Annotated in this window: 24 protein-coding genes; 14 read left to right on the forward strand and 10 right to left on the reverse strand. The window is 52.0% G+C overall.

Annotated elements, in window-relative coordinates; all coding sequences use genetic code 11:
• Window positions 1–6 precede the first annotated feature (6 nt).
• From KGI06_02470 to KGI06_02505, 8 genes are all read left to right on the forward strand, one after another.
• A complete protein-coding gene (locus tag KGI06_02470; GenBank protein MDE1871082.1) occupies window positions 7–1527 on the forward strand; it encodes an ATP-binding protein in 1521 nt (506 codons plus the stop codon).
• Window positions 1520–1828 carry a hypothetical protein gene (locus KGI06_02475; protein MDE1871083.1) on the forward strand — a complete coding sequence of 103 codons (309 nt, stop codon included), beginning with the start codon at window positions 1520–1522 and terminating at the stop codon, window positions 1826–1828. The genes KGI06_02470 and KGI06_02475 overlap by 8 nt, the downstream gene beginning before the upstream one ends.
• Window positions 1829–1832: 4 nt before the next feature.
• Window positions 1833–2222, forward strand: coding sequence for a hypothetical protein (locus KGI06_02480; protein ID MDE1871084.1), 390 nt, complete (start codon window positions 1833–1835; stop codon window positions 2220–2222).
• A 99-nt stretch (window positions 2223–2321) separates the two neighbouring features.
• Window positions 2322–3053: a hypothetical protein gene (locus tag KGI06_02485; GenBank protein MDE1871085.1), complete on the forward strand. Its 732-nt coding sequence runs from the start codon at window positions 2322–2324 to the stop codon at window positions 3051–3053.
• Window positions 3054–3057: 4 nt separating this feature from the next.
• Window positions 3058–3228, forward strand: a complete 171-nt coding sequence (locus KGI06_02490; protein MDE1871086.1) for a hypothetical protein — start codon at window positions 3058–3060, stop codon at window positions 3226–3228.
• The gene (locus KGI06_02495) at window positions 3228–5651 is read left to right on the forward strand and encodes a hypothetical protein (GenBank protein MDE1871087.1); all 2424 of its coding nucleotides are present in this window, start codon (window positions 3228–3230) and stop codon (window positions 5649–5651) included. The genes KGI06_02490 and KGI06_02495 overlap by 1 nt, the downstream gene beginning before the upstream one ends.
• Before the next feature lie 70 nt (window positions 5652–5721).
• Complete coding sequence (locus tag KGI06_02500) at window positions 5722–6324, forward strand: hypothetical protein (GenBank protein ID MDE1871088.1); 603 nt, start codon at window positions 5722–5724, stop codon at window positions 6322–6324.
• A 63-nt stretch (window positions 6325–6387) separates the two neighbouring features.
• Complete coding sequence (locus tag KGI06_02505) at window positions 6388–7116, forward strand: histidine phosphatase family protein (protein ID MDE1871089.1); 729 nt, start codon at window positions 6388–6390, stop codon at window positions 7114–7116.
• A gap of 7 nt (window positions 7117–7123) precedes the next feature.
• On the opposite strand, the gene KGI06_02510 is transcribed toward KGI06_02505, so the two are convergent.
• Entirely contained in the window at window positions 7124–7603 is a 480-nt protein-coding gene (locus KGI06_02510) for a hypothetical protein (GenBank protein MDE1871090.1), read from the reverse strand.
• Window positions 7600–8742, reverse strand: a complete 1143-nt coding sequence (locus tag KGI06_02515; GenBank protein ID MDE1871091.1) for a CBS domain-containing protein — start codon at window positions 8740–8742, stop codon at window positions 7600–7602. Before KGI06_02515 ends, KGI06_02510 begins: the two co-directional genes overlap by 4 nt.
• Window positions 8743–8967: 225 nt before the next feature.
• Here KGI06_02515 and KGI06_02520 point away from each other — a divergent pair, with 225 nt between their 5' ends.
• Window positions 8968–9804, forward strand: a complete 837-nt coding sequence (locus tag KGI06_02520) for a hypothetical protein (protein ID MDE1871092.1) — start codon at window positions 8968–8970, stop codon at window positions 9802–9804.
• A 244-nt stretch (window positions 9805–10048) separates the two neighbouring features.
• On the opposite strand, the gene KGI06_02525 is transcribed toward KGI06_02520, so the two are convergent.
• Together KGI06_02525 and KGI06_02530 are read right to left on the reverse strand one after the other, a co-directional pair.
• Complete coding sequence (locus KGI06_02525; GenBank protein ID MDE1871093.1) at window positions 10049–10426, reverse strand: DUF4870 domain-containing protein; 378 nt, start codon at window positions 10424–10426, stop codon at window positions 10049–10051.
• 85 nt (window positions 10427–10511) lie between these two features.
• The gene (locus KGI06_02530) at window positions 10512–10964 is read right to left on the reverse strand and encodes an archease (protein ID MDE1871094.1); all 453 of its coding nucleotides are present in this window, start codon (window positions 10962–10964) and stop codon (window positions 10512–10514) included.
• A 134-nt stretch (window positions 10965–11098) separates the two neighbouring features.
• Between KGI06_02530 and KGI06_02535 the strand changes: the two genes are divergently transcribed.
• Together KGI06_02535 and KGI06_02540 are read left to right on the forward strand one after the other, a co-directional pair.
• On the forward strand, window positions 11099–12625 hold the full coding sequence (locus tag KGI06_02535) for an exosortase/archaeosortase family protein (GenBank protein MDE1871095.1): 1527 nt from the start codon (window positions 11099–11101) through the stop codon (window positions 12623–12625).
• 8 nt (window positions 12626–12633) lie between these two features.
• Window positions 12634–13194: a uracil-DNA glycosylase gene (locus KGI06_02540; GenBank protein MDE1871096.1), complete on the forward strand. Its 561-nt coding sequence runs from the start codon at window positions 12634–12636 to the stop codon at window positions 13192–13194.
• Here KGI06_02540 and lysS read toward each other — a convergent pair whose 3' ends face one another.
• A complete protein-coding gene (lysS, locus tag KGI06_02545; GenBank protein MDE1871097.1) occupies window positions 13195–14631 on the reverse strand; it encodes a lysine--tRNA ligase in 1437 nt (478 codons plus the stop codon). It lies immediately after the preceding gene.
• A gap of 99 nt (window positions 14632–14730) precedes the next feature.
• Window positions 14731–15279 (reverse strand): hypothetical protein, encoded by a 549-nt coding sequence (locus KGI06_02550; GenBank protein MDE1871098.1) that lies wholly within the window; start codon window positions 15277–15279, stop codon window positions 14731–14733.
• 290 nt (window positions 15280–15569) lie between these two features.
• Between KGI06_02550 and KGI06_02555 the strand changes: the two genes are divergently transcribed.
• Window positions 15570–16094 carry a hypothetical protein gene (locus KGI06_02555; GenBank protein ID MDE1871099.1) on the forward strand — a complete coding sequence of 175 codons (525 nt, stop codon included), beginning with the start codon at window positions 15570–15572 and terminating at the stop codon, window positions 16092–16094.
• Between the two features lie 10 nt (window positions 16095–16104).
• Window positions 16105–17730 (forward strand): DNA topoisomerase VI subunit B, encoded by a 1626-nt coding sequence (top6B, locus tag KGI06_02560; protein MDE1871100.1) that lies wholly within the window; start codon window positions 16105–16107, stop codon window positions 17728–17730.
• An 8-nt stretch (window positions 17731–17738) separates the two neighbouring features.
• Here top6B and KGI06_02565 read toward each other — a convergent pair whose 3' ends face one another.
• The 4 genes from KGI06_02565 to KGI06_02580 form a co-directional block, all read right to left on the reverse strand.
• Entirely contained in the window at window positions 17739–19031 is a 1293-nt protein-coding gene (locus tag KGI06_02565; protein MDE1871101.1) for an MFS transporter, read from the reverse strand.
• 112 nt (window positions 19032–19143) lie between these two features.
• The gene (locus tag KGI06_02570; GenBank protein MDE1871102.1) at window positions 19144–19809 is read right to left on the reverse strand and encodes a hypothetical protein; all 666 of its coding nucleotides are present in this window, start codon (window positions 19807–19809) and stop codon (window positions 19144–19146) included.
• Window positions 19810–19886: 77 nt separating this feature from the next.
• Window positions 19887–21506 carry a hypothetical protein gene (locus KGI06_02575; protein ID MDE1871103.1) on the reverse strand — a complete coding sequence of 540 codons (1620 nt, stop codon included), beginning with the start codon at window positions 21504–21506 and terminating at the stop codon, window positions 19887–19889.
• Window positions 21470–22618, reverse strand: a complete 1149-nt coding sequence (locus tag KGI06_02580) for a hypothetical protein (protein ID MDE1871104.1) — start codon at window positions 22616–22618, stop codon at window positions 21470–21472. Before KGI06_02580 ends, KGI06_02575 begins: the two co-directional genes overlap by 37 nt.
• A 146-nt stretch (window positions 22619–22764) precedes the next feature.
• On the opposite strand from KGI06_02580, the gene KGI06_02585 reads away from it, so the two are divergent.
• Complete coding sequence (locus tag KGI06_02585; GenBank protein MDE1871105.1) at window positions 22765–23535, forward strand: serine protein kinase RIO; 771 nt, start codon at window positions 22765–22767, stop codon at window positions 23533–23535.
• The last annotated feature ends 41 nt before the right edge of the window (window positions 23536–23576 follow it).

Genomic DNA, 23576 nt, shown 5'->3' on the forward strand with positions numbered 1-23576 from the left:
TGAAATATGACGCTGGTGAAACTTCAGCACATAATGAGCAACGAGATATCGAAGAGGTCGTTCATATCCAGGCCTCCGGAGCCGCCCGCAGGCATACTCATGGGCGACCCGTTGAGCTCGATATTCATAGGCACCACCAAGATATTCAAGGTGCCGTTCACCTGGTCCTATTCCAACATAACCAACCCGCACATAGCTGTTGTCGGGATAACAGGCGCAGGGAAGAGCTATTTCGTCAAGACGTTCCTGGTAAGGGCAAACTACATCTGGGGCACCAATGCGATAATAATAGACTTTGCTGGGGAGTACAAGGCATGGGTGAAGCAGAGCGGCGGCGTGGTGGTGTCGTTGGGAAAGGGCGACTACCTCAACATAATGGACCTATCCTCCATGAAGCCGCTCGACAGGACCAAGCAGATAATGACGTCGCTGGAGATACTTACCGACATATCCATGTATCCTGAGCAGAAGCGCATAACCGAGGAAGCGATAGAGCAGGCATACATAAACTTCGGGTTCTCGCTTTCGGAAGCGGCGCCTAAGAAAAAGGAGGTCCCTACGCTGCACAACGTCATATCCCTTTTGCAGGAGAAGCTGCAGGAGGGAACCTACGAGTACCCTGCGGAGCTGGAGAATGCAGTGTACAGGCTCAGGCAGTTCGCGCGCGAGGGCGAGGACTATTTCTCCAAGAAGAGCACGCTCGATCTAGGGAAGCTCTCACATTCCGGGCTGGTCGCGGTCGACCTATCAGGGCTTTCCGACGACAGGTTCAGGGCATTCGCCGCTCTCTTCATACTCCAAACGCTCAAGGAGATAATGAGGAGCGAGAACTGGAGCGAGTCGAAGGGGCTGAAGGCTCTGGTGGTGCTCGACGAGGCGTGGAAGGTCGCAAGCGATGACAAGAGCGACGCGATACTCATAGTCAGGGAGGGCAGGAAGTTCCAGTTCGGGCTCATAGTGGCGTCGCAGAACCCTACTGATATAAACGAGGCGATATTCTCCAACGTCGGAACCACATTCATACTCAAGATAAAGTTCGAGAAGTTCATGAACTACATACAGGGATCGCTTAACTTCTCCGACTTCATAAGGCTGGAGATAGGGAAGTTCGGCGTCGGGCAGGCTGCGGTCGACATGGCGTTCCAGAGCGCGATAAGGTTCCCCAGCGTGTTCATACTGGACAAGATATACGGCGAGGAGCCCCTATACGTTTACACGCTCGACCTGTCGGACGTGCTCACGCAGAGCGAGATGTCAGCAAACGTGCTGCAGAAGGACTACCAGTTCGAGAGGGACGAGCTGCGCAACAGGCTGATAGAGTACAACGTCGGCCTCGAGATAATAAACCAGATATTCAGCACTATGGACATGCACGACAGGACGATGAAGCTCCTCGACTTCCTGAGGATACTCAAGAAGAGCGGGGGCATAAGCATATCCAATACTGTGATATTCCTGAAGAGCCTGGGGATAGACGACCAGCTGATAACGAGGATAATAGCGAGCACAGGTGTTAGCGTTGAGTAAGCAGGATACCTTCACGATAAGCAGGACCGACCTGAGGCAGGTGCTCGTCGGGCTCGGGGCAAGGGAGAAGGACATAGGCAATCTGATAAGCCTTCTGGACAAGGCGCACAGGCACACGAACGTGGTAGTGTTCGCGAACATGCTGGAAAAGATGGGCATAGGCAGGGACAAGATGTCCAACGTGCTCAGGAGGATGGGCATGGACGACGTTACGATATCAAGGGCGTTCCGCATGGTCGACGAGAACAAGATAAGCGCGGAAACCGGAAGGATATACTATGCGACCGTTGACTTCAGCTGATTCTATGGGAAAACCTGCGTGCATAATCTGCGGAAAGGAGAGGGACGGGCTGGAGGTAAGGGACGACATCATCATAAAGTCACTCCGCTGGATAAAGAAAAACGTGACTAAGAGCCAGAAGAACTACAGGCTTGTTGTGTGCAAGGACTGCTTCCTGAGCTACAGGAAGAGGCGCGAAAGCTACGAGAGGAAGATGATGATATACGGCGCGATAGGCGTGATCTTCCTCCTTGCGCTGCTGGTTTCGGCAGGCGGTAGGCTGGGGGCCATAGGCGTAGGCATACTCATAATAATCGGGCTGCTCCTGCTTGCTCAGTTCAGCTACATGCCAGCCGTGAAAATGCCGGATGCGCCTAAGTCTTCGGGCAAGGGGAAAAGGCGCGGGAAAAACTAGGATGGACGTCGCAAAGCACATATAAAGCTATATAAATATACTCTTCATATATTCAGTCAGTGGAGGATTTTGATAAGGACAAAAACATAGAGTGTTTGCTTGCCTGATGAAGAAGCCGCATTTATAGAGCCGAAGACCGACGGGTTTGAGATAAGCGCGAAGCTCTCTGGAAGTTTTGACGAAATGTACAGGAGGCTTGGCAAGCTGCAGCTGTTCTCCATAAGCAAGTCAACTACGGGATTGAGGATGCTCCGCGTGGAAAGCCGCGACATACAGAAGAGGCCGTTCCTGTTCATGATATTCGACATGAGGTCCGACAAGCTTGCTGTATATTACACCATAGCGCTTGATGCGAGCCCGAAAATAAGGAAGCTATTCGTGCTGAAGACCCTTCTCGGGGTGCTGTCGCTCGTCTCCGATTTGTACAAGGCGGAGGACACAGAGCTCTTCCAGTACATGGATTCATCCATAGATGATGTGCTCAACTCCATAACGCAAAGCTACAGCAAGCTCTTCAACAACTACGATTCCCTGTTCAACGAATACAGGGAGGTGAAAAGGCTCAACATAGAGCTCGAGGCTTCAAACAAGAACCTCACAGTGCAGGCGCTCCAGTTCAACGACGAGAACGGGCATCTGAAGGCGGAGCTTGCGGCGCTGGAGGCGTATTCCGACAGCTCGCTCATGGTGATGGTGCAGGACTGGCTGGACGCGCACGATTCGGCCATAGACATAGCGGAGTTCGCCAAGAACTACAAGGTAACGCCCACAAGGGTGGAGCAGATACTGAACAGGATGGTCTCTCTAGGCTATATAGAGCTGAAGGGTTAGGCGTATGATTTACAAGGTAAGGATGAACCGAAGGCTGAGCAACGTGAAGGTCTACGTGGTGCTCAAGCGGCAGAACCAGAGGAAGCAATCCTTCATGACAAAGCTGTTCATGAAGATATTCAGGCAGGAGAACAAGGGCACCACGTCTGAATCTGCGGTAGATAGGCTGAGATGATGGCATACAATGACCAGGCTAAGGCTCGCGAGGGGGAAAAGAAGTCCAACAGGAAGCTCATTTTCATAATAGTGGCGGTAATAGCCGTTGCCGGGCTGCTTGCGATCTTGTACTTCACGCTATCCTTCTCGAGCATACTGAACGGCAACGGTGCGCAGCAGCACAAGGGCGCGCTGCCCCCCTCGGCAATAAACAACGCCTCGTTGGAGGAGCAGGACCTGCTCACGTACAACCTGGTCAAGCAGTACGTGCCATACGCGCTTGTGAACTATACCGTCACCAACGTGACTAACATAAACGCAAACGTGAGCCTCTACTATTATGCGCCGCCGAGCAGCATATTCATACTGAACATAAGCGACCAGTGCTTCAACTGCGGAGACACCAGCGCCATAGAGAGCGCGATGATAAACAAGCTGATGGCATACAACGTCATAGAGAGTCCCGCGAACCTGAGCGAGATATCCATAAGCAACGTGAGGTCGCTCCCGGACGATTCGCTGCTCATAGTCCTAAACGGCCTGCTCCCGTACCAGTTCCTTGCGCCCGTTAGCGCCAACACCACCGTGCTTGACACCCTAATGCAAAGGCACGTGAGCATCCTTTACGTGGGCCAGGCCTTCTCCAGCGTGCTGCTGCCCGATTCGGTCGTAATACCTGCGCAGCACATCCCCGGATACCTGTACACACTAAGGTATTCCGGCAACGCGATAAAGAACAACGGCTTCTACTTCAACAAGTCTACATTCTACTTCACCAACGGGAGCGTATACAGCGGCTACCTTACCTATGTCAACGTCTACAACGGCTCCATAGCCGCGTTCCCCAATACCCCGACCTCGTGGAAGACCTCGCAGGAAGCGGGCAACGACATAGCCAAGGCTGTGCAGGATATGTTCTGGCTCCCGAAATACGCATACGGTACAAGGACCGTGAACACAATAAAGCCCAATTCAACCGGCAGGATAGGCGTGGTGCTTGACAATCTGGAGATACCTTACAATACGACGTTCGTGGCAAACGTTGAGAGCAACGGCGCGATGCGGGTCGTGCTGACTGCCAACGCGACGTATTCCTACGGCAGATCCACAAGCGTCTACCAGTACATAGTCGCTAAGCCGCTGTTCTACGACAACGGGACCATAGGGATAAACAGGTCCATAATAACAAACCAGACTGTTCCACTGTCGTTCAGCATACACACGCATTCGCAGGTGCCGGAGAACATACAGCCCCACCTCTCCATATACAATTTGAACATGACGCTCATATTCAGCACGCCGCTTGCGTTCATACACAACGTAACCGACAATTTCACGTTTCTAATACCGTACCAGCGCCTTGTGCTGCAGCCCGGGCAGGGCTACGTTATGAAGCTGCACAGCTTCTACGGCCAGGAATACGGAGGCGCATTCTTCAACGTCTCGCCGCTCAACCTCTACCTCATCGGAGCCAACGTCAGCACAGGCAGGTTCAACTTCTCCGTGACGTCCAACAACCAGTCCGTTACCAACCTCAACTACACCATAAGCCTCAACGGCCAGTATCCCGAGAAGGGAACCATAAAATACGGGTTCATATCATACACGCTGCCGCAGGACGTGTCTGTTCCCAGGGGCAGCCTCAACTTCACGCTGAACGTATCCGGGAGCACGTTCTACTACCATACCTCCTACAACCCATTGCCGTTCAAGATAAACCAGCAGTACATCGAGGTGGTCGTGGTCGTAGTGATAATGCTCGTGATGATAATATTCGTGAAGGCGCCCTACAGGGACGAGTTCTACATAGATGTCCCGCACCTTCCCGAGGAAAAGAAGACGCAGGTGCAGCTGAAGGCGACTGACATAGTCAACGTCTTCGACAGGCTCAATACCTCGTACAGGTGGAAATACATGCCATTATCGAAGACTGAGGTGCGCTCGGCAATAGCTAGCTACATAAAGTACAACAGCATACCAGTGAGCCTGACGTACAGCAACGTGGAGCAGATAATAGGGCAGCTCACAGTGAAGAAGTACCTGGTGAGCGCCGACGAGCTGTACGCCCCTGTTGAATGGGTAACCGGCAGCGGTCACGACATAGAGTACCTATCCACGTTCAAGAAGCTGAGGATATTCCTTGTCACGCACGCGTTCATATTCACGGACATCGACATAAGCAAGGAAAGCGACGTAGTCGCTACGCTGCACGGGGAGCGCAAGTACATAGTGCTGTACTCCAAGACGAGCAAGTTCCAGAACATACCCATATACCCCGACTGGAAGACCTACATAGTTTTCCTCAACAATTACAGGCTGGAGGAGTTCAGGAACAACCTTTACGTTTCCACTACCTTCGAGGCCGAGGAGCTCAAGATGTACATGGCGGCGGATCACGTGAGGCTGATAGATGCCGACAATCCGGAAGGGCTCCTCAGCTAAACCTAAAGATACCAGACTCTATAAATAATTTAACCGCGGATAGTATACAAGCAGGGAAAAGGGTGATAGGATGGACAAGAAAACGATAGCTTACGTGCTAGTAGCGGCGATGCTTGCCGTAGCCGCTTCGGGCGTGTATATCGCGGCAAGCGGCGCCTACAGGTCACAGCTGTTGCCTATGGCGCCCTACAGGGCATCGGATGCGAACTCTTTGCAGACTGCAAACTCAACAACGGGCACAACAGCAAGCAGCACTACAATCAGCAATGCTGGAATGCAGGCGCATGAAGGGGGTGCTGATTCAATGATATACATAACTGGCGCAAGCGCATACGTGGGGCCCAATTCTGGACACGAGAACACGACGCTGCTTGGGGTATCAGTCAGCAACAACGCAAGCGTGCCCATAGCTGTGAAAACCGTAACATTCAAGGGAGAAAACGGCAGCAGCATTACGTTCATGATAAACCCGTCCAACAGCAGCATGCAGCTGCCCACGCAGCTGAATTCCAGCTCCGGGTTCGTGCTTGCTCCGCACCAGAACACCACATTCGTGTACGACAACTACAGCAGCTCAATGCTGGCTGCTAACCGCACCTACTCCGTTTCCGTTGCAGGGAGCAACGGATCCTACGCTACATACGCGAACCTTACCGCAATAAAGTCGGGATGAGCCTGCATAGGCCATGCCGGTGCCTTGCGCACCGGCGAATATTTTCCATTCGGTGATTGTATAATGAAGGCCAATTCTGGAAACGAAGGCAGCGCCGCAAAAAACGGCAAGCTGCCAAATGCGCAATTGAGGCGCGGCAGAACGGATGGCGTTACCGTGCTCTACATAACGAGGCACGCAGTCACTGCGCCGAACCAGGAAGACCTTGTGCAGGGCAGGAGATACGATTCGGAAATATCCGACGCGGGGAAGCTGCAGAGCGAGGAGCTCGCAGTGGAGCTGCTGCGGCACAAGATAGACGTAGCATACTGCTCGAGCATGAGGAGGTGCAGGCAGAGCATAATGCCGTACAAGAACAGCGCCGGCATAAAAGTAAATTACGTGAAGGATCTGGAGGAAAGGGACTACGGCGTTTTTGACGGCAGGCCAGGGAGCGAGTACAGGGAATGGATAAGGAGGAACGGCTTCGAAGGGAACTACAGCTTCAGGCCGCCCGGTGGCGAGACGTTCCAGGACCTGAGGGCACGCGCACGTGCAGTTATGCGGGAAATACTTGCCAGGCACGGCGGCGAGGCGATACTGATCATGGCGCACTGCGCCACGGGCGTGGCTATAATGCTGAACCTGTTCAACGAGAGGGAAGAGGGCAACTACGTCAAGTACATGCTGAAGAACTGCGCGCTCTCGGTAGTTGAGATAAGATACGGCAGGCCGCACCTTGAGCTGCTGAATTCCACGGCCCACCTCAAGAATACGGAAAGCACTGGAAAGGCAAGAAGCCCGACGCCATAGAAATGAATCATGCGGATTGCATGTAGACGCACTGCACTGCGTTGTTGGAAGGGCAATAGTCCTGGGCGCTGACGTTGACCAGGTAGGTCCCGGGCTGGGAAAGCCCCTCCAGGTACCCGCTAACGTTGACCGGGGTATATGCGGTGACGTAGCTTATCCCTGCGTTTGTGTTTATCGTGAATATTATCTCGTGGCCCACGCCGTTGGTCTGGTTTCCTATGTATATGCTCTGCACGTCCGGCGGTACCTGTATGAGCACCAGCTGCTTGGCGGGATAGCCCTGCGAGCCTACGGATGTGGCTGCCGTTGCAAGCTTTGCAGCTGTTCCCTGCGCCTCCGTGGCCGAAAGCGTGGAAGTCGACGTGGATATCTGTATGAATGCGAGAAGGATTATGGGCAGGAGTATTATGAGCCCGAAAGAGAGCGTGACAAGCAGCTCAAGGCTGGACTGCCCCCTTGGGTCGCCGCGCCTCCTGTTGTTGTTCATTCCATCGTGTCCTTTAGCGTATTTACCTTCTTGTGGGTTATTATGCTCTCCTTTTCCTTTATTATCCTGTGCTTAAGCTTCTTGATCAGGTCGCTCAGCGCGTCATCGAACAGGTATTTCGTGACATGCATTGATATTATCCCGTGCCTGCCCAGGGAGAGCCTGACCTGCAGCTCGTAGAGCTTGCTCTTGCTCCTCTTGACCTTGAAGGTTATGTAATCCACGTCTATGCCGCTCAGCCTCTCGATGCTGTCGACAAAGGACCTGAGCTCCTCCCTCGCATCGTCCTCGTACTGGTAGGTGTTCGCGTCGAAGCCGGACATGAAGACCTTGCTGGGTGCAACACGCTGCTTCACCAGTATGTTTTCCATCACGTCCGTTACTGTGAGGATGCCTATGGGGTTGCTGTTCTTCACAACGACCAGCGATGATATGCTGTTCTCTATCATGTCTCTTACCGCATCGGACAGCGGCCTGTTGTACTCTATTGACCTGACATTAGGCTCCATCACGCTGCTTATGGATATGTTTGAGGGCTTGTAAACATCTGTCTTCAACTGGGGAAGCCGCTCCGAGCCCTTCGCTATCTCGTTTGCCATGTCGTAGTTAGTTATGAGCCCCACGAACTTGTCGTTGCGCAGGACAACCAGCCTGTTCACCTTCCTTTCGCGCATGGTGCTCTTGGCCTGGGCCACGCTTGCATTGGCGTCTATCGCAAGTACCGGCGTGGTCATAGCCTCGCCCACCTTCATGTTTTCGAGTATGTTGAGCGAAAGGAGTACCTTCAGGAGCGTGCTTCTTTCGAATATGCCTATTATCCTGCTCCCTGCCGAGAAAGGCAGTGCCTTTACCCCGAGCTTGTAGAAGTAGTTCACGAGGTCGTATATGGAGGTGCTGTTCGTTATCTTCGGAGTCTTTATGCTGAACTTTTCCACCTTCTCGTTCGCTGGCAGCTTGAGCCCCTGCAAAGCCCTGTATCTCGTCCTCGTATCGACAATCCCGTAGTACTCCTTGTTCTTTGTTATCACTATGGCGGAATATTTGTTCAGGTAATGGCCCGCCTTGGACATCGGCGTCCTGTAATCAAGGTTTATCGTGCGTGATATAAGCTCCTTTGGTATATTTTGCAGCCTCTCCATCCAATCATCTATCCTATAAGTAAATAAGAAAATATATAATAGTCTCTGTGTAAATCATATCAGGCCAGGATGGCAGATCGGCTATGCGGCCGCCTGCAGAGCGGCATAGGGGGATTCGACACTTTTTACCAAAAGCGATACTTCCCCTCCTGGCTTATCACACGATCTGCAGCCAATGAACCGAACAAATATATATCTTGGAACCTATACAAAATATGTGATAGAATGGCAACAGCATTGCTGCGCCCGGCAAGGTCCGAGGACCTGGCGGATTACCTGGTATATTGCATAAGATCAGGGGGAAAGATAACCCATGTCAACGATTATTCATTCGAAAATGCACAGAAGAACATGCCCAAGCCCGAAAAGGTGACGGCGCTGCTCCCGCTCCTGGATCCCTCATGCTCCCTTCCTGAGCTGCATGAATTGGCCAGGCTCACCGAAAGCATGTCCGCCGGATCAAGAAGGCAGCTGGAGGGGCTGAAGCGCAGGGAGGATGACATCACGAAATGGCTGGTGCCCGAAGCCCCAGAGGAAATAAGGAGGCAAATCGACAGCATATCAAGAAAAATGACAAGGGAGGAAAAGGAAAAGGTCATAGAGACGCAAAACCACACCCTCCTTATATTCGACAGCGAGGTGTACCGCCTCCAAAGGGTCCTCTCGCCCGGCGATGCAAAGACACTTGCGACATTCATGAATAATTTTTACTATGCGGAAAAGTCCTGCGAAATAGTTGGGGAACTATGCGGCAACGATGCAATAAACGTCATAGTGCCAAGGAATCTCACGGTCACGACATTGGAATCCAGCCATAACAGGATAATGAGGATGAAAAGCCCGCTTGAAAGCGCGTTTAACCCGGTATATGTGGATATCCCTGCGATAATGGACAAAAAGGGCATACACCTTGGAATCCAGCACCTGGACCCGCGAATCCACTCACAATGGGGCGAGTTTGCGAGATGCGCAAAGATGTACGAGGCCCGCATGGCAATGCCTGCAAACGCGTCAGGGCATGCAAGGCCCTGGTATACGCGCCTGAAGGAAATGCTCGGCTGAGCTAAGGTTAAATAACTGCCGCTTTTATATAATACCGCGATTTGCCTAGCGTCCTGGCAATGGCTGGTAATGCTATGAGATGTCTGCTCTGCGGCTATGAGATGAAGTTCGTAAAGTCATGCAGGCAGAAGTGCAAGAAGTGCGGCTATGAGATAGACTGCGAGGACGGCGGTTTCGACGAATAGCATGCGCTGCATCATGAATGAGCCGCAGCGTTCGCGGCGCATCGCCCTGGCCTTTGCTGCTACGTCTTCGCCTGCGACTTGCCTGAGTAGCGCTTTGCATAGTCCGTTATGACCGGTATCGTAATGTCGTTGCCGTTGTAAGCCTCAAAGCCCACGTAAAGCCCGTACAGCCATATGAACAGGTTCAGCAGCGTCCCGAGCGTGCCTATGAAGAAAAGGCCGAAGGAGATCACGGTGAAGACTATGGATACGATTATCATGAGTATGCCGAGGAATATTGCCTGCATTGAATGTAATTTCAGCCTTTGATCTTCTTCTCCTTTCAAGAAGAGGACGACTATACCTGTGACCAAGGAGAGGAAATAAGCAATTATAAACCAACTCCTGTTGTCAGGCGCACTTGTGCTGGATTTCTTTGTTGTGGATCTTGTTGCCATTATAATGACCCTAGTAAAAAGATACGTTTGTTGGCTATTTATAGCTTATGCAACTGGCCAGAAATAACCGAAATCAGCGATATGCTCAAACGTCAAGCACGACAGTGGCGCTTATGCCGCCCTTTGCCCTTTTTATGCCAAGATTGTATCGCGATACCCCCTTGACGTCAAGCTTGGATGCGGCGCTGCTCTTCCTCTTGCCGTGTATCGTCATGCTTATCGAGAAAGAGCCGCCATCCCTGCCTATCCGGAGTTTCGAAACCCTGTATGCGAAAATACCGCTCGAATCAGCTACGGACAACGCGTCCTGCAATGAATACCAGAGCAGGTCCTCGATGCTGCTGGCGCTGTCCTTCACCACGAAGGACTCCTCCTTTGACCTTGAGGCCGAAGCCTTATCCGTATACGATATCGTGTCAAACATGCCGAGGAGCGCGTTCCTGAAGCATGATTCCACAGAAACGCCGTAGGCTATGTACTCGACGTCCGCTGTATGCTCCACGAACCTGTATTTTTTGCTGTTTCGGATTGTTGCCATTGCACGCACCTGTAATATATTTATAAACCTTATTATAATTAATAAACTAGAATCTTATGGTCCTGTGACGAAAAGAGTAACTACTGAAACGTGATGAAGCCCATCTCGGCTGAGGACTTTGCAACGGTTGAATTATGAATGGAAAAAAAGCGAAGCTATTCGGAATCGCGATAATATTCGCGGCTTTCTTGGGGGTATCAATCAATTCCATACTTGCCACGAATCCGAGCATACTCGACACGGATTCCAGCACGTACATAATCGTAGTCATGCTGATGCTCCTGCTGTTCATAATATTCTCTTCAAAGGCTGAGCTTGATTTCTCCTTCGGCCCCAAGAACGCCGCATATGCAGCATTCATATTCGTCGCATATGCGCTCCTGCTATCTTCCATGCGGGTTGCGCTATCGTCCGCATTCCTGTCGTACAGAATTGACGCGCTGCTCTTCCCGCTGCCGATGCTAGCGCTCGTGGTGCTGGTATTCGGAATCAAAGGCGCAAGAAAGCTTTGGCCACTAATCGCATATTCGGTTTTCGCATCCCCGCTGCTGCTGGTTCCGGTCATAAACCTGAGCGCCGCGTTCGCGAACCTCAACGCCCTACTCGTATACGCGATAATCAAGGGCATCGGGGTCCAGGTGCTGCGCTCCGGGTACGTGATAACTTCGGCCCTTGGATCCAGCATAACCATCTCGACTGCATGCGTGCCCATAGGCACTTTCATAGCATTCGTGATGTTCCTGATCCCTGTCGCATATTTATACGACGGCTCCCTGAAGCACAAGCTCTACTGGATTTTGTCTGGATCCGCGCTGATGCTGTTCCTGAACTTTGCAAGGATGCTCTTTATAGCGTTGATCTGGGTGTTCTACGGCCTGGATAACGCGGTGAACACCTTCCATGTATTCGCCGGGCAGTTGATATTCTACGCGGCGATAATAATCATGATGCTTGTTTCCGGAAAGTACGGCCTCGGCCTTGCCAGGCGCGCGAAGAAATCTAGGCGCGGAGTCGCTGCTCCAGGAATAGCAGCCGGCAGGCTGGCTGCGGCAACGGTGGTAGCTGCTGCTTTTGCGATTGCCGCATTTGCCCTGAATTACGGGTATTACAGCGACATACACGCATCGTATGCACTGTTTGCAGGCAATGCAGGGGTCAATGCAGTGGCGCTTGGCAACAGGATAATAGGCAGCGTGGCGAATTCAAGCGGCAACGTTACTGTAATAGGATCCACGTCCATCGGCGAAATCTTCCTGATCGGACATGCGAACGATACGGACTCCACCTACATCATAGCTAACGCATCCTACTCTGCAGTGCCAAAATACAGGATTCCAGGATACACGCCTACGGGGCCGCTGCACTCATATCTGCTCAGGAACGGGATCACGATAAACGCGCAGGACGCATATTCGGGAAACAGCACGTTCGAGCTTAACTATTTCTCGATACCGTACAACATAAGCGGCGAATGGGTAATGGTGAACTACGTTGCATTCAGGAAGACGATTCCAGGGAGCACGCCAAGCTGCAGCGCGATAAACTACGGCTCCATCGGCCCGGTCAGCTATTTTGAATCGGAAATATACAATCTTGTAATGATGCAGCGTACATCCAGCGAAGGATTCATATGCGAGGGCTACGCCATAGCATCGGGATAGTTGTTTACATGGACAAGGCTAGGGAAATAACGAGGCTCAATGCTGCATACGGAAAGCTGCCGCGAACGGCAGGGCGCTGGCTGCTCAGCAGGAGATTCGTGCCGGCGGAGGGCCCGCCGGATGCTGAGGTAATGTTCATAGGCCAGGCCCCGGGGCGAAACGAGGACATGCAGCTCAGGCCTTTCATCGGCACGAGCGGAAAATTCCTTGACAGGCTGATGGGGCTTGCAGGCATTGAAAGGAAATCCGCCTACATTGCAAGCGTGGTGCAGTTCTTCCCGCCGGAAAACAGGATCCCGAGCGACGAGGAGATACAATTATGCAGCAGGTTCCTTTTCAGGCAGATAGATATCGTAAACCCGAGGTTCGTAATCCTGCTGGGATCTGTTGCGTGCAAAACCGTGCTAGGCATGGAAAAAATAGGCTCCATTCACGGCACTGTCGTAAAAAAGGGCAACAGGACATACATGCTGAGCATGCATCCCGCGGCCGCGGTAAGGATAAGGAGCAAGATGCCTGAGATGGAAAGGGATTTCAGGCGGTTCAGGAAGATAATGAGCAGGAAGTAGCTAATGCTTTGAGTCCCCCCTCCTTTCCATGGGGAAGAGTATAACCTCCTTTATGGAGCTCTTGTCGGCGAATATCATCACCAGCCTGTCTATTCCAAGGCCAAGCCCTCCCGTTGGGGGCATCCCGTATTCCATGGCCTCCACGAAGTCCATGTCAAGCGGCTCGGCATCCCTGTCGCCAAGCTCCGCCTTCTTCATCTCCTTCTCGAAATTCTCCCTCTGTATTACCGGGTTGTTGAGCTCCGAATAGGCGTTGGCTATCTCCATGCCTGCTATGTACAGCTCGAACCTTTCAGTCATTCCCGGATCGCCGCGCTTGGGCCTTGTCAATGGGGAGGAATCCCTTGGATAATCGATCACGAACGTAGGCTGCACTATCCCCGGCTGCACCAGCGCGCTGAACAGCTTGTCATACGCATGCACGCGCGTCATCTTCCCCTTTTCGAACCTTATGCCGTGGCTTCCCGCAAGCTTGAATAGCTCGTCGTCGCCTATTCTGGTTATGTCAACGCCAGTCTTCTCCTCTATGCTCTTCATGTAGCCTATGCGCCTGAACTTTCCCCCGAAGCCTATCCTGCCGCCCTGGTATTCCGTTTCATGCGAGCCGGTCATGCCCTTGCATATCGCTCTTAGAAGGCTTTCAGACAGATCCATCATGTCGTTGTAATCTGCGTATGCCTGGTACCATTCTATCATCGTGAATTCCGGGCTGTGCGTGCTGTCTATGTCCTCGTTCCTGAACGCCTTGTATATCTCGTAGACCCTGTCGAACCCGCCTATTATGAGCCTTTTCAGGTAGAGCTCGTCAGATATCCTCAGGTAGTGCTCCTCGTCAAGCGTATTCACCCTCACCTTGAACGGCTCGGCATCGGCACCGCCGTAGAGCGGCTGTATTACCGGCGTTTCGAATTCAAGGAAGCCCTGCCCGTCAAGAAACCCTCGTATGAGCGATATTACTCTGCTCCTCTTGGCGAATACGTCCCTTGACTCATCGTTCATTATGAGGTCAAGGTGCCTTTTCCTGTACCTTGTCTCAACGTCCTGAAGGCCGTGCCACTTGTCCGGAAGCGTGCGCATAGCCTTTGAAAGCAGCGTATACTCTATTGACTTCACGCTTATCTCCCCCGGCTTGGTCTTGAATACGGTGCCCCTTACCCCTATTATGTCGCCCGCATTCAGCCTTTTTGCCTCGCCGAATGCCTTTTCGCCTATGGCCGAATAGTCGAAGTATATCTGTATCCTGCCCGTCCTGTCCAACAAATCCGCAAACACAAGCTTCCCGGATTTCCTTATGGCAACCACGCGCCCCGCCACGTTCACCTCCTTGCCCTCGTACGAGTCGTATTTTCCCTTTATCTCCTTTGAGAAATCCGAGACGCGGTACGAATACGGCAAGCCGGACAGTAGATCGCTGAGTTCCTTCAAACCTGTATCCATTCAATCATATAAATGGGCGTGTAAAGATATAAAAATCAAATATGAACGCTAATGTTTTAGGAAAAGCATTAGAGCCTGCGCGTAGCGCAGGCCCGAACTTTACTGTGGGGGTGAAACAATTAGCGTGTTAGTCGTCTTGCCAGCATCAAATTTGTAATAGACCTTGTGCCCCAACTGGTATCTCTCCAACAGGCCAAGCTTGTAAAGCTTATTCAGCCTAGCCGAAGCCGCATTCCTGCCCTTGTAGCTCATCTGCTTCTTTATGTCGTCAGCGCAGACCATGCCATTGCCATGCAGCTGGATTACCTGCATTATCTGCGCATCTAACCCGGAAATCGGCTGTACCTTAACAAGCTTGTTTTCCTGTTGGTAGGGTTCCTGGTCGTCTTGCTCATAGTATTCAGTGTTAATGTTGCCTTCTATCCTCTCAAGCTTATCCGCAATCGCCTTGAGTATCATCGTCGTGTTCTTGTTCTCGTTCATCATGTACTTGAGAAGCGTTATGAGGCTCGAGCCGGTTTCCTCGGATCTCGCCTTCTCCTGCAGCGCCTCCCTGAACTCCTCGCTCCTGCCGGACATCCTGCTTATCTGGCGCTTCATGTCCTGAAGCTCCTTGTCCAGTTCCTTTCTTGAGCGGTTATTTGACATGCAATCCCAATCCAATCTTGATGCATTCACGAAACATGCACGGAACAATCATGAATGAATCACGACTTTATTGTGGATGAAAAAGTATTTAAACCTTTCCAAATTGCGGAACTGACGAAAATTAGCGGAATTTTCCATCCCTACAGGCATTTTGTTTAACATATTCAACGCGCATTTATTAAATGCTTTTATAATTTTCCGAATATAATTCTACCTGTACTTTTCGCAGGACGGAATTATGGAAAATATTAATATCCGCAGAAGCATAAGGTATTGGGCCGGTTGATAGGATGCAGAGCGTTAACATACCCCGCGAAAGGGCGAGGAAGCTGAGGGGGCACAAGGAGCTCGTGGATAAAATAGAAAAGCTCTGCGGCTGCAGCATAGGCTTCGGGGACGATGACATTATAGAGATAACAGGGGCTGCGTTCGCTGAGTACTCCGCGCGAAACATAGTGTATGCATTCGGGAGGGGCTTCGAATGCGACATAGCATGCAAGCTGCACGACAACGAATACTACTTCAATTCCATAGACCTCGCGCAGCTGATATCGAGCGACAAGCGGATAAAGCAGGTGAAGGCTAGGATAATAGGCGAGAGCGGAAAGACCAAGCGCTATATAGAGGGGGTGAGCTCCGCGAAGCTGAGTGTATACGGTGATACCGTAAGCTTTATAGGGACCATAGAGGAAATAAATGAGGCCGAAACCGCAGTAAACACCCTGATAGAGGGCGGCACGCACAGGCTCGCATATGCAAGGATGGAGGCAGCGCACAGGAAAAACAAGGTTGCCGCCAAAAAGGCAGGATTCTAAGGTAAGAAAAATGGAGACCAGGAAAGCAGAGGACATATTCAAGGAATTCAAGGAGCATTCCATAGCGGAGTTCTTCAAGAAGAACAGGCAGATGCTGGGATATTCCGGGAAGGTGCGATCGCTGGTTACTGTTGTCCACGAATGGGTGACCAACTCGATAGACGCATCGGAAGAGGCCAACATACTGCCCTCTGTGAGCGTTTCGGTGAAGCAGGTGGCGGAGGACAAGTACAGGATATCCGTATCGGACAACGGCCCCGGGATACCAAGGAACTACATAGGAAGGGCGCTTGCAACGATACTCGCAGGCACAAAGTTCCACAGGTACATACAGCAGCGCGGCCAGCAGGGCATAGGCGCAGCAGGGTGCACGCTGTTCTCCCAGATAACGACGGGCAAGCAGATATTCGCTAAGTCCTCAACAGGCACAGGGAAGGCCTATTCATGCAGCATAGCGATAGACACGGTCAGGAACAGGCCCGTGGTCAGCGACATGGCACCCATAGACGAGGATTTCAGGGGCCTGTACGTTGAGGGCGAATTCGCAGAGGTGAAGTACGAGAACGGGGACCACGGGATATACGAGTACATAAGGAGGACTGCCCTCTCCAACCCCCACATAGAGATAAAATACACGGATCCCGAGGGCAAGGAGAACGTGTTCGTGAGGGCCATAGAAAAGATGCCGGAGCGCCCGAAGCCCACCAAGCCGCACCCGCTCGGATTGTCAGTCAACGACCTGCTCGAGTTCGCGCAGGTCAGCGAAAGCAGGAAGGTTGGATCGTTCTTAGTAGATACGTTCTCAAGGGTCACGCCAAACAAGGTCGGGGAGCTCAGGGAGCTAGCGGCAAGCGTTGATTTCGACAAGGACCCCAGGTCGCTCACCTGGCCTGACGCGGAGGAGCTGATAAAGGCTTTCGCGAAGGTGAAGTGGATGTTCCCGGATGCAACACAGATCAAGCCGATAGGCGAGGAGCAGATAAGGATAGCACTGAGGAACATACTTGACCCGGAATACATGAGCGTAGTTGAGAGGAAGCCCGCGGTTTTCAAGGGCGGGATACCTTTCGTTGTTGAAGCGGCAGTTGCGTTCGGCGGCACCGCAGGCAAGAGGACATCCGAGGGATATTCCGGCACAATACTGAGGTTCTCCAACAGGGTGCCGCTGCTGTTCGATAGCGGCTCCTGCGCTATAACCGTTGCAGCCAAGGACGTGCAGTGGAAAAGGTACAACATAGACCTGGATAGCCAGCCTGTGAGCATACTGGTAAACGTCTCCTCGGCGCACATCCCGTATTCCGGGGTTGGAAAGGAATCCATATCACAGGAAGACGAGATAATGGAGGAGATAAAGCTCGCGATAATGGAGGCTGCGAGGGGCGTGCAGAGGTACATAAGCGGGAAGCAGCGCATGCATGAAGAAGCATCCCGCTACAACACCATAATGAGGTACACCAAGCAGCTCGCGCAGGACCTTGGCGAGATGACAGGCGAGGACCGGAAGGTGCTGGAAAGGAAGATAGAGGAGCTCGTCGCAAAGCACTATCCCAAGGCGAAGAAGGAGGAGGAGCAGGAAAAGGAATACGACGAGCTGTCGGTGAAATCAGACTCCGACGAAAAAAAGGATAAGGAATAACCGCAAGATCAGTGCGGGGCCATGCCTTCATGCACGCTGTTATCTCCTGTTTCCCCGACTACCGCATGCTCAGGCCTGCAGAAAATCCAGAATACCGCGGCCGCAACAAGCGCTATGCCTGATGCGATGTACAGCGGGAACACCGGTGAAAATGCTGCCGCCATGAATCCCGCAATAACCGGCGGTATCATCTGCGCGAACGCAGCCACGCTTGAATTTATCCCAAGTATCTGGCCCTGTATGGACCTGTCCGCTGATCTGCTTACCAGGCCTGTGAGGTAGGCCTGGGTTATGCCGTTGAATATCGCGAATATCGGGTATATGACTAGAAGCTGCCACGGTGCCGTGGGGATCACAACAAGGAAGAGCGCGATCGCAGTAGCTATTAGCGATATCCTCAATATCTGGTATTCCCTGTTAGCAGGGAGTTTCCTTGTTATGAACAACTGGGTGAATGCTATCCATATGCCTATGTACGCGAAAAGGTTGCCTATGCTGCCCTGCGTGAACCCGAACTTGTTTATGTAGAACACCGCAATGAAGGTGGTGAAGAAGGTGAAGCCCATCTGGAACAGGAATACGGTGCTTAGGACAGCGCGCACGCTCTTGTGCTTGTATACCTGTATTATGTTCTCTATCGATCTTAGCATGCTGACATGCAGCGCCTTTGCCCTCTCCTTGAGCGTTTCTGGAAGCACGAGCAGTATGAGCATTAGCTCGGTGAAGCTGAGCATCGCGGCGAAGTAAAACGGCGTGGATGCGCTGAACCAGCTTACCAGTGCCGGATTGGAAAGCTCGCCCCCGAGGAACGGCCCTATTATGAACCCAAGGCCGAACGCAGCGCCTATCAGGCCGAAGTTCTTGGCCCTGTCCTTGGGCTCCGTCACGTCGGCTATGGAAGCCTGGGCGATGGCGATGTTCCCGCCCGTTATCCCGTCAAATGCGCGGGATATGAAAAGCATTGGTATGTTCCTGAAGAGTATCCCGAGGGCGAATATTATGTAGGCTATCGCGCTCCCGGCAACGGAGATCGCAAGCAGCTTCTTCCTCCCGAACCTGTCGGAAAGCTGCCCGAGTATCGGCGCAGCCAGGAACATCATGAGCGGGTATATGGCCGTAAGCAGTCCAAGCAGTATGTATCCGCTTGCAACCGAGCCGGCCCCGGAAAGCAGGAAGTACTGCGATGCCGGATCAGCGAGCAAAAGCGGTATTACCGGTATGAGTATGCCGAAGCCCAGCAGGTCCACGAATATTATAAAGAATATTACCACTAGGGTGTTGTTCTTCAGCTTTTCCATCATTCTACCCACCAAATGAGCCTATACCCTAAAGGTTCCTACCAGAGCCTATTTATACCTTGCCGGAATCACGTGTGCCTGTTCATACAATAAATGCATTGCTGCATTCGTACGCTCACTTCATGAACTTGTTGTATGGCACAACTGCATCCAGATGCAGCGAATACGTGTTCCTGTACAGCTTCTTTCCGCGCTTCATCCCGTAGAGCCTGAACGACCTTGTAGGCTTGAGGCCGTAGTCCTTGAAGAACTCGTTCATCATGAGCTTGTCGCTCACGTAAACGTCCCTGCCCTCATTTACGTCCTCTATCTTTGCTATGAAGCCACCGCGCCTCTGCACGTACTTGGTCACCTTTGCTATGAGGTTGTTTATCCTGTACATGTCCCCCCTCAGCTGTATTACCGCTTCGTAATACCCTGAGCTTATCCTGTAGCAGCGCTGGCATGTCTCGTGCAGCACCTTGTACTGCAGCCTCCTCGGGAAGCTCACCCTCTCGCCATCAACCTCGAATACGAAAACCGCATCGATCTCCTTTCCTGTGTGTCCTATCACCTTGACCTCGCACTGCAGCCTGTGCCCCACCTTCACCGCCCTCGAAAGCGATGCGTTGCTCATCCTCGAGAAGGTCTTGCCCTCCTTTATCCGCCTGCAGAACCTGCACTGGTATATGGAAACTTCTTCAGGAACCCTCTTCTCCAGTTTCTTGATTACGCAAAGCTCGCAGAAATTGCCTATGAACCTTATCTCGTCGCTTGAGTTGTTGCAAAGCGGGCAGTATATTGTCGTAAAAGCACCAAAGGAACCTTACATTAATTGTTTTCAAGGAATTTATTTGTTCGCAATTCTATGCAGTGCACCTATGAGTAGTGCCTGCTCAGTATCGCGCTGTATGCCGGCCTCGTCACGAGCACGCCGAGGAGCGCGCCTATTATGGTGGATTCGGAGAACCCTACAACTGTTACCAAAGAAGTTGAGAAGAACAGCGGAAGCATCGCTATGACCAGCAGCGCCGCATCCGCCCATATTATGTAGAACGCGTTGCCGAGAACGACCTTTGCTGAGGCGTTCTCCCCCTTCTCGCCGAGCATCTCGTCGGTTATGATTATCTGGGCATCTACCCCCGTACCAACGACCGCTATCATCCCTGCGACCGCAGACAGGTCTATGGTGCCGACGAGGCCTATGATAGATATTATGATGAAAAGCTCCATTACCGTTGTTATGAGTATCGGTGCTATGAGGAATATGCGCCTGTACCTGAACACTATGAAAAGGGAGACGAACGCAACGGCGATTAGCCCGGTTATGCCGCTTATGTACAGGAATCGCTGGCCAAGGGTAGCCGGTATCGTTGTTGGAGTCCCTGCTATTATGGCGACAGGTAGAGCGCCGCCGTTGAGTATGCTGGCTATGGTCTTAGTCTGGTTCTGGGCGTACTTCATCTCGTTCTGCGGCGATGACTGCGGGGAAACCCCTGATATCTGGTAGCTCTGGCTGGTCGTGCCGTTGGTTATGGATGGATTGAGCAGCGGGGCCGAAAGGAGCCCGACAACAGGCCAGGACTGGACTATGCTGCTGTTGATGGATATCCTCGTGTACTGCGGAGTCATGTTCTTCTTGCTCTCCAGCCTTACCGTATAGTTGTTCGCTATTGCGAAGCCTATCAGCGAGCCCTGCAGATTTGAGCTTGCTATGACCGTCTTGTACCTGCCGTTGTTAGCTGCAAGGAAATTCTCTGCGCTGCGTATGCTTGAATTGGAATTCGTGACGCCAATGACAGGTATAGACTGGTTCCCGGAGTTCAGGGCAGATTGCATCGCAGCGAGCGATTCTGGCGCGGTTAGCCCTGCAGTGGTGTTTCCCAGGTCGGAATAATTCATGAGCACCACAGTGGAGCTGGGCCTGTCAAGGAACATGTACAGAGGCTTGTTTGACTGGCCGAAAACCGTCCTTGCGAACTTCACCGAAGCGGCCTGCGTCACGAAGAACGTTACCGTCCACGTTACCGTATTGTTGCTCGTCTGCTGCGGGGAAAGCTGGCCTATGCTGCCCTTGAGTATGTCGCTGCCGTTTATCGCCTCCCTGCCGTTTACAATCCCCTCGAACTTGCCCTGGCTCTGTATGATGTTTATCGTCTGGTTTATCTCTGCGGGCGAGACTGACGGTATTATCAAATAGACGTGGGAGTCCCCGACGCCCTCCACGGTGACCTGCTTGAGCCCGAAAGTCGAAACTCGCTGCTGCAGCGCAGATATCAGCGCGCTCATCGCCGTTACGTTTACCGGATGCTCCAGGGTTATGGGTATCTGGGTGCCGCCTATGAACTCTATGCCGAAGTGTATCCCGTAGTGCAGGTCGAGCACAACCAAGGCCACGACTATTATTATGAGTGGCCATATGCGCCTGTCCTTAAGGTAGCCCTTTATGCTGTGGCCCTCGCTCATTTGTTGTGCACCTCCTTCCTCTGCTTGTACCACAATATCATCGGCATGTTCGCCATCCATGTTGTTATGAGGTCTCCTATCAGACCTACTAGCACTACTCCGGATATTTCAAGGTATGTTGGTATGAACGCGTAATACGACACCGCCAGCAGTATGCCGAAGGATATTATTGCGGTTATGGTCATCGTGGATCCGGTCTTGAAGGACGAGAACGCCCTTTCCGCGGATGTGCCCTCGCTCCTCTTCAGCACCCTTATGCCGGAAAGCATGTCCGTGTCTATGGAATAGCCGAGAAGCATGAGAAGACCGCCTACCGATGCTATGCCGAGGGGTATCCCGAAAAGCCCCATTGCGCCCAGTGCGACTATTATGTCGTTTGCGGCCCCGAAGACAACCGCAAAAGCTGGTATCGGGGTGCGGAATACGGCGAAAACGGCTATCGCAACAAGTATGAACGCGACTATTATTATCGTCTTCATCTGGTTAAGGAAGAATGCACCGAGCGTGGGCGTTACCTGGTTGTACGAATAAGAGGAAAACGGTAGTATGGACTTGAGCGTGGATATTATCCTGTTCTGGTAGACGATCGATGCGTTGGAGTAGCTTCCCTTTGCGACGTTAGTCATGGATGCATAATCAGTTGAATTGTAGCTTACGTTGCCTATGAACGGCCTCAGGCTGGAAAGCTCGCTTGAGAGCGATGCAGTGAAAGAGGTTATGGACTTCTGCTGCTCAATCCTGGAATCGGCCAGGAGCGTCTGTATTGTGGAGTTGTCCGGCTGCGTGTTAAGCTCTGTCTGGTATGCGGATATGTTGAACGTTGCAGAGGTGTAATTGCCGTATGCGCTGTAGAACGCCAGGAGATCAGCTTCCCCCGCAGCTATGCTGCTGTTCTCAGCCATTGTTATGGATATGCCCCCGGGAGACCTGGACACGCTGGCCTGCGCCCCGGGTATCTTGGAGTCGACCATGGATGTCAGGGACCTTATGTTTATCGTGGAATTGGTGACCAGCTGCACGCTGACCCCTCCCTTGAGGGATGAGTCGAGCTGTATGTGCGAGATAAAGTACAAACTGATTAGAAGCATGGCTACTGGTACGATTATGTATAGCTTGTAGTGCTTGCTTTCGTATATATTCTTCATTAAGACCAGTAAGCGATATTATTGAATTATTAGGCGGAAACAGGCAGGCAGCCCCAAACCCGTGATTCCATTAATATTTATAAGGAAAAGCTTAAAAGATGTTATGAGGTCGCGCTGAAGGCCGAAACGGGCCAAGAGGTAGTCATATGGCAAGGAGAGTATCGAGGAGGAAGGAACCCAGCAGGGATTTCTACACGCTCAAGGAGCAGAACAAGATAGACTCCGGAATATTCGATACTAAGACGATGGTATACCTGAGCAAGTTCTACAACAAGGGCATAATAGGGAAGCTCGACTTCATGATAGCGAAGGGCAAGGAGGCAAACGTGTACGTCGCGCAGCCCGGGACCTCGGATATCGTAAGCGGCTCGAAATTCATAGCCATCAAATTCTTCAGGGTGGAAACCACCTCGTTCTTCAACATGCAGAATTACATAGTGGGCGACCCGAGGTTCTCCAAGATCAGGCTCACGAAAAGGAACATAGTCAAGGCCTGGTGCATGAAGGAGATGGGCAACCTCCGGATAGCGAAATCGGCAGGGATACCGTCACCTAGGCCGTACATGGCGAACGGAAGCATACTTGCAATGGAGTTCATAGGAAATGACGACGGCGTACCAGCACCGCAGCTGAAGGACGCATTCCTGGACAACCCCGGGGCGTTCCTTGACATAGTGATAGATCAGGCAAGGAAGCTGTACAGGGCAGGGCTTGTGCATGCGGATCTGAGCGAGTACAACATACTTGTGCATGAGGGCGAGCCGCATATGATAGATTTCGGCCAGGCTGTCATACTCAAGCACCCGAACGCGCAGCCGTTCCTGGAGAGGGACGTGAAAAACATGCTATCATATTTCTCGAAAAGGTATTCCATAGACATGAACCCGGAAAAGGTCCTCGAGCGAATAAAGGGATGAAACGAATCGCATGCATAGGTTAAAATTAATTCAACGAGCAA

Source organism: Candidatus Micrarchaeota archaeon (assembly GCA_028866575.1).
Classification (GTDB): Archaea; Micrarchaeota; Micrarchaeia; order Micrarchaeales; family Micrarchaeaceae; genus UBA12276.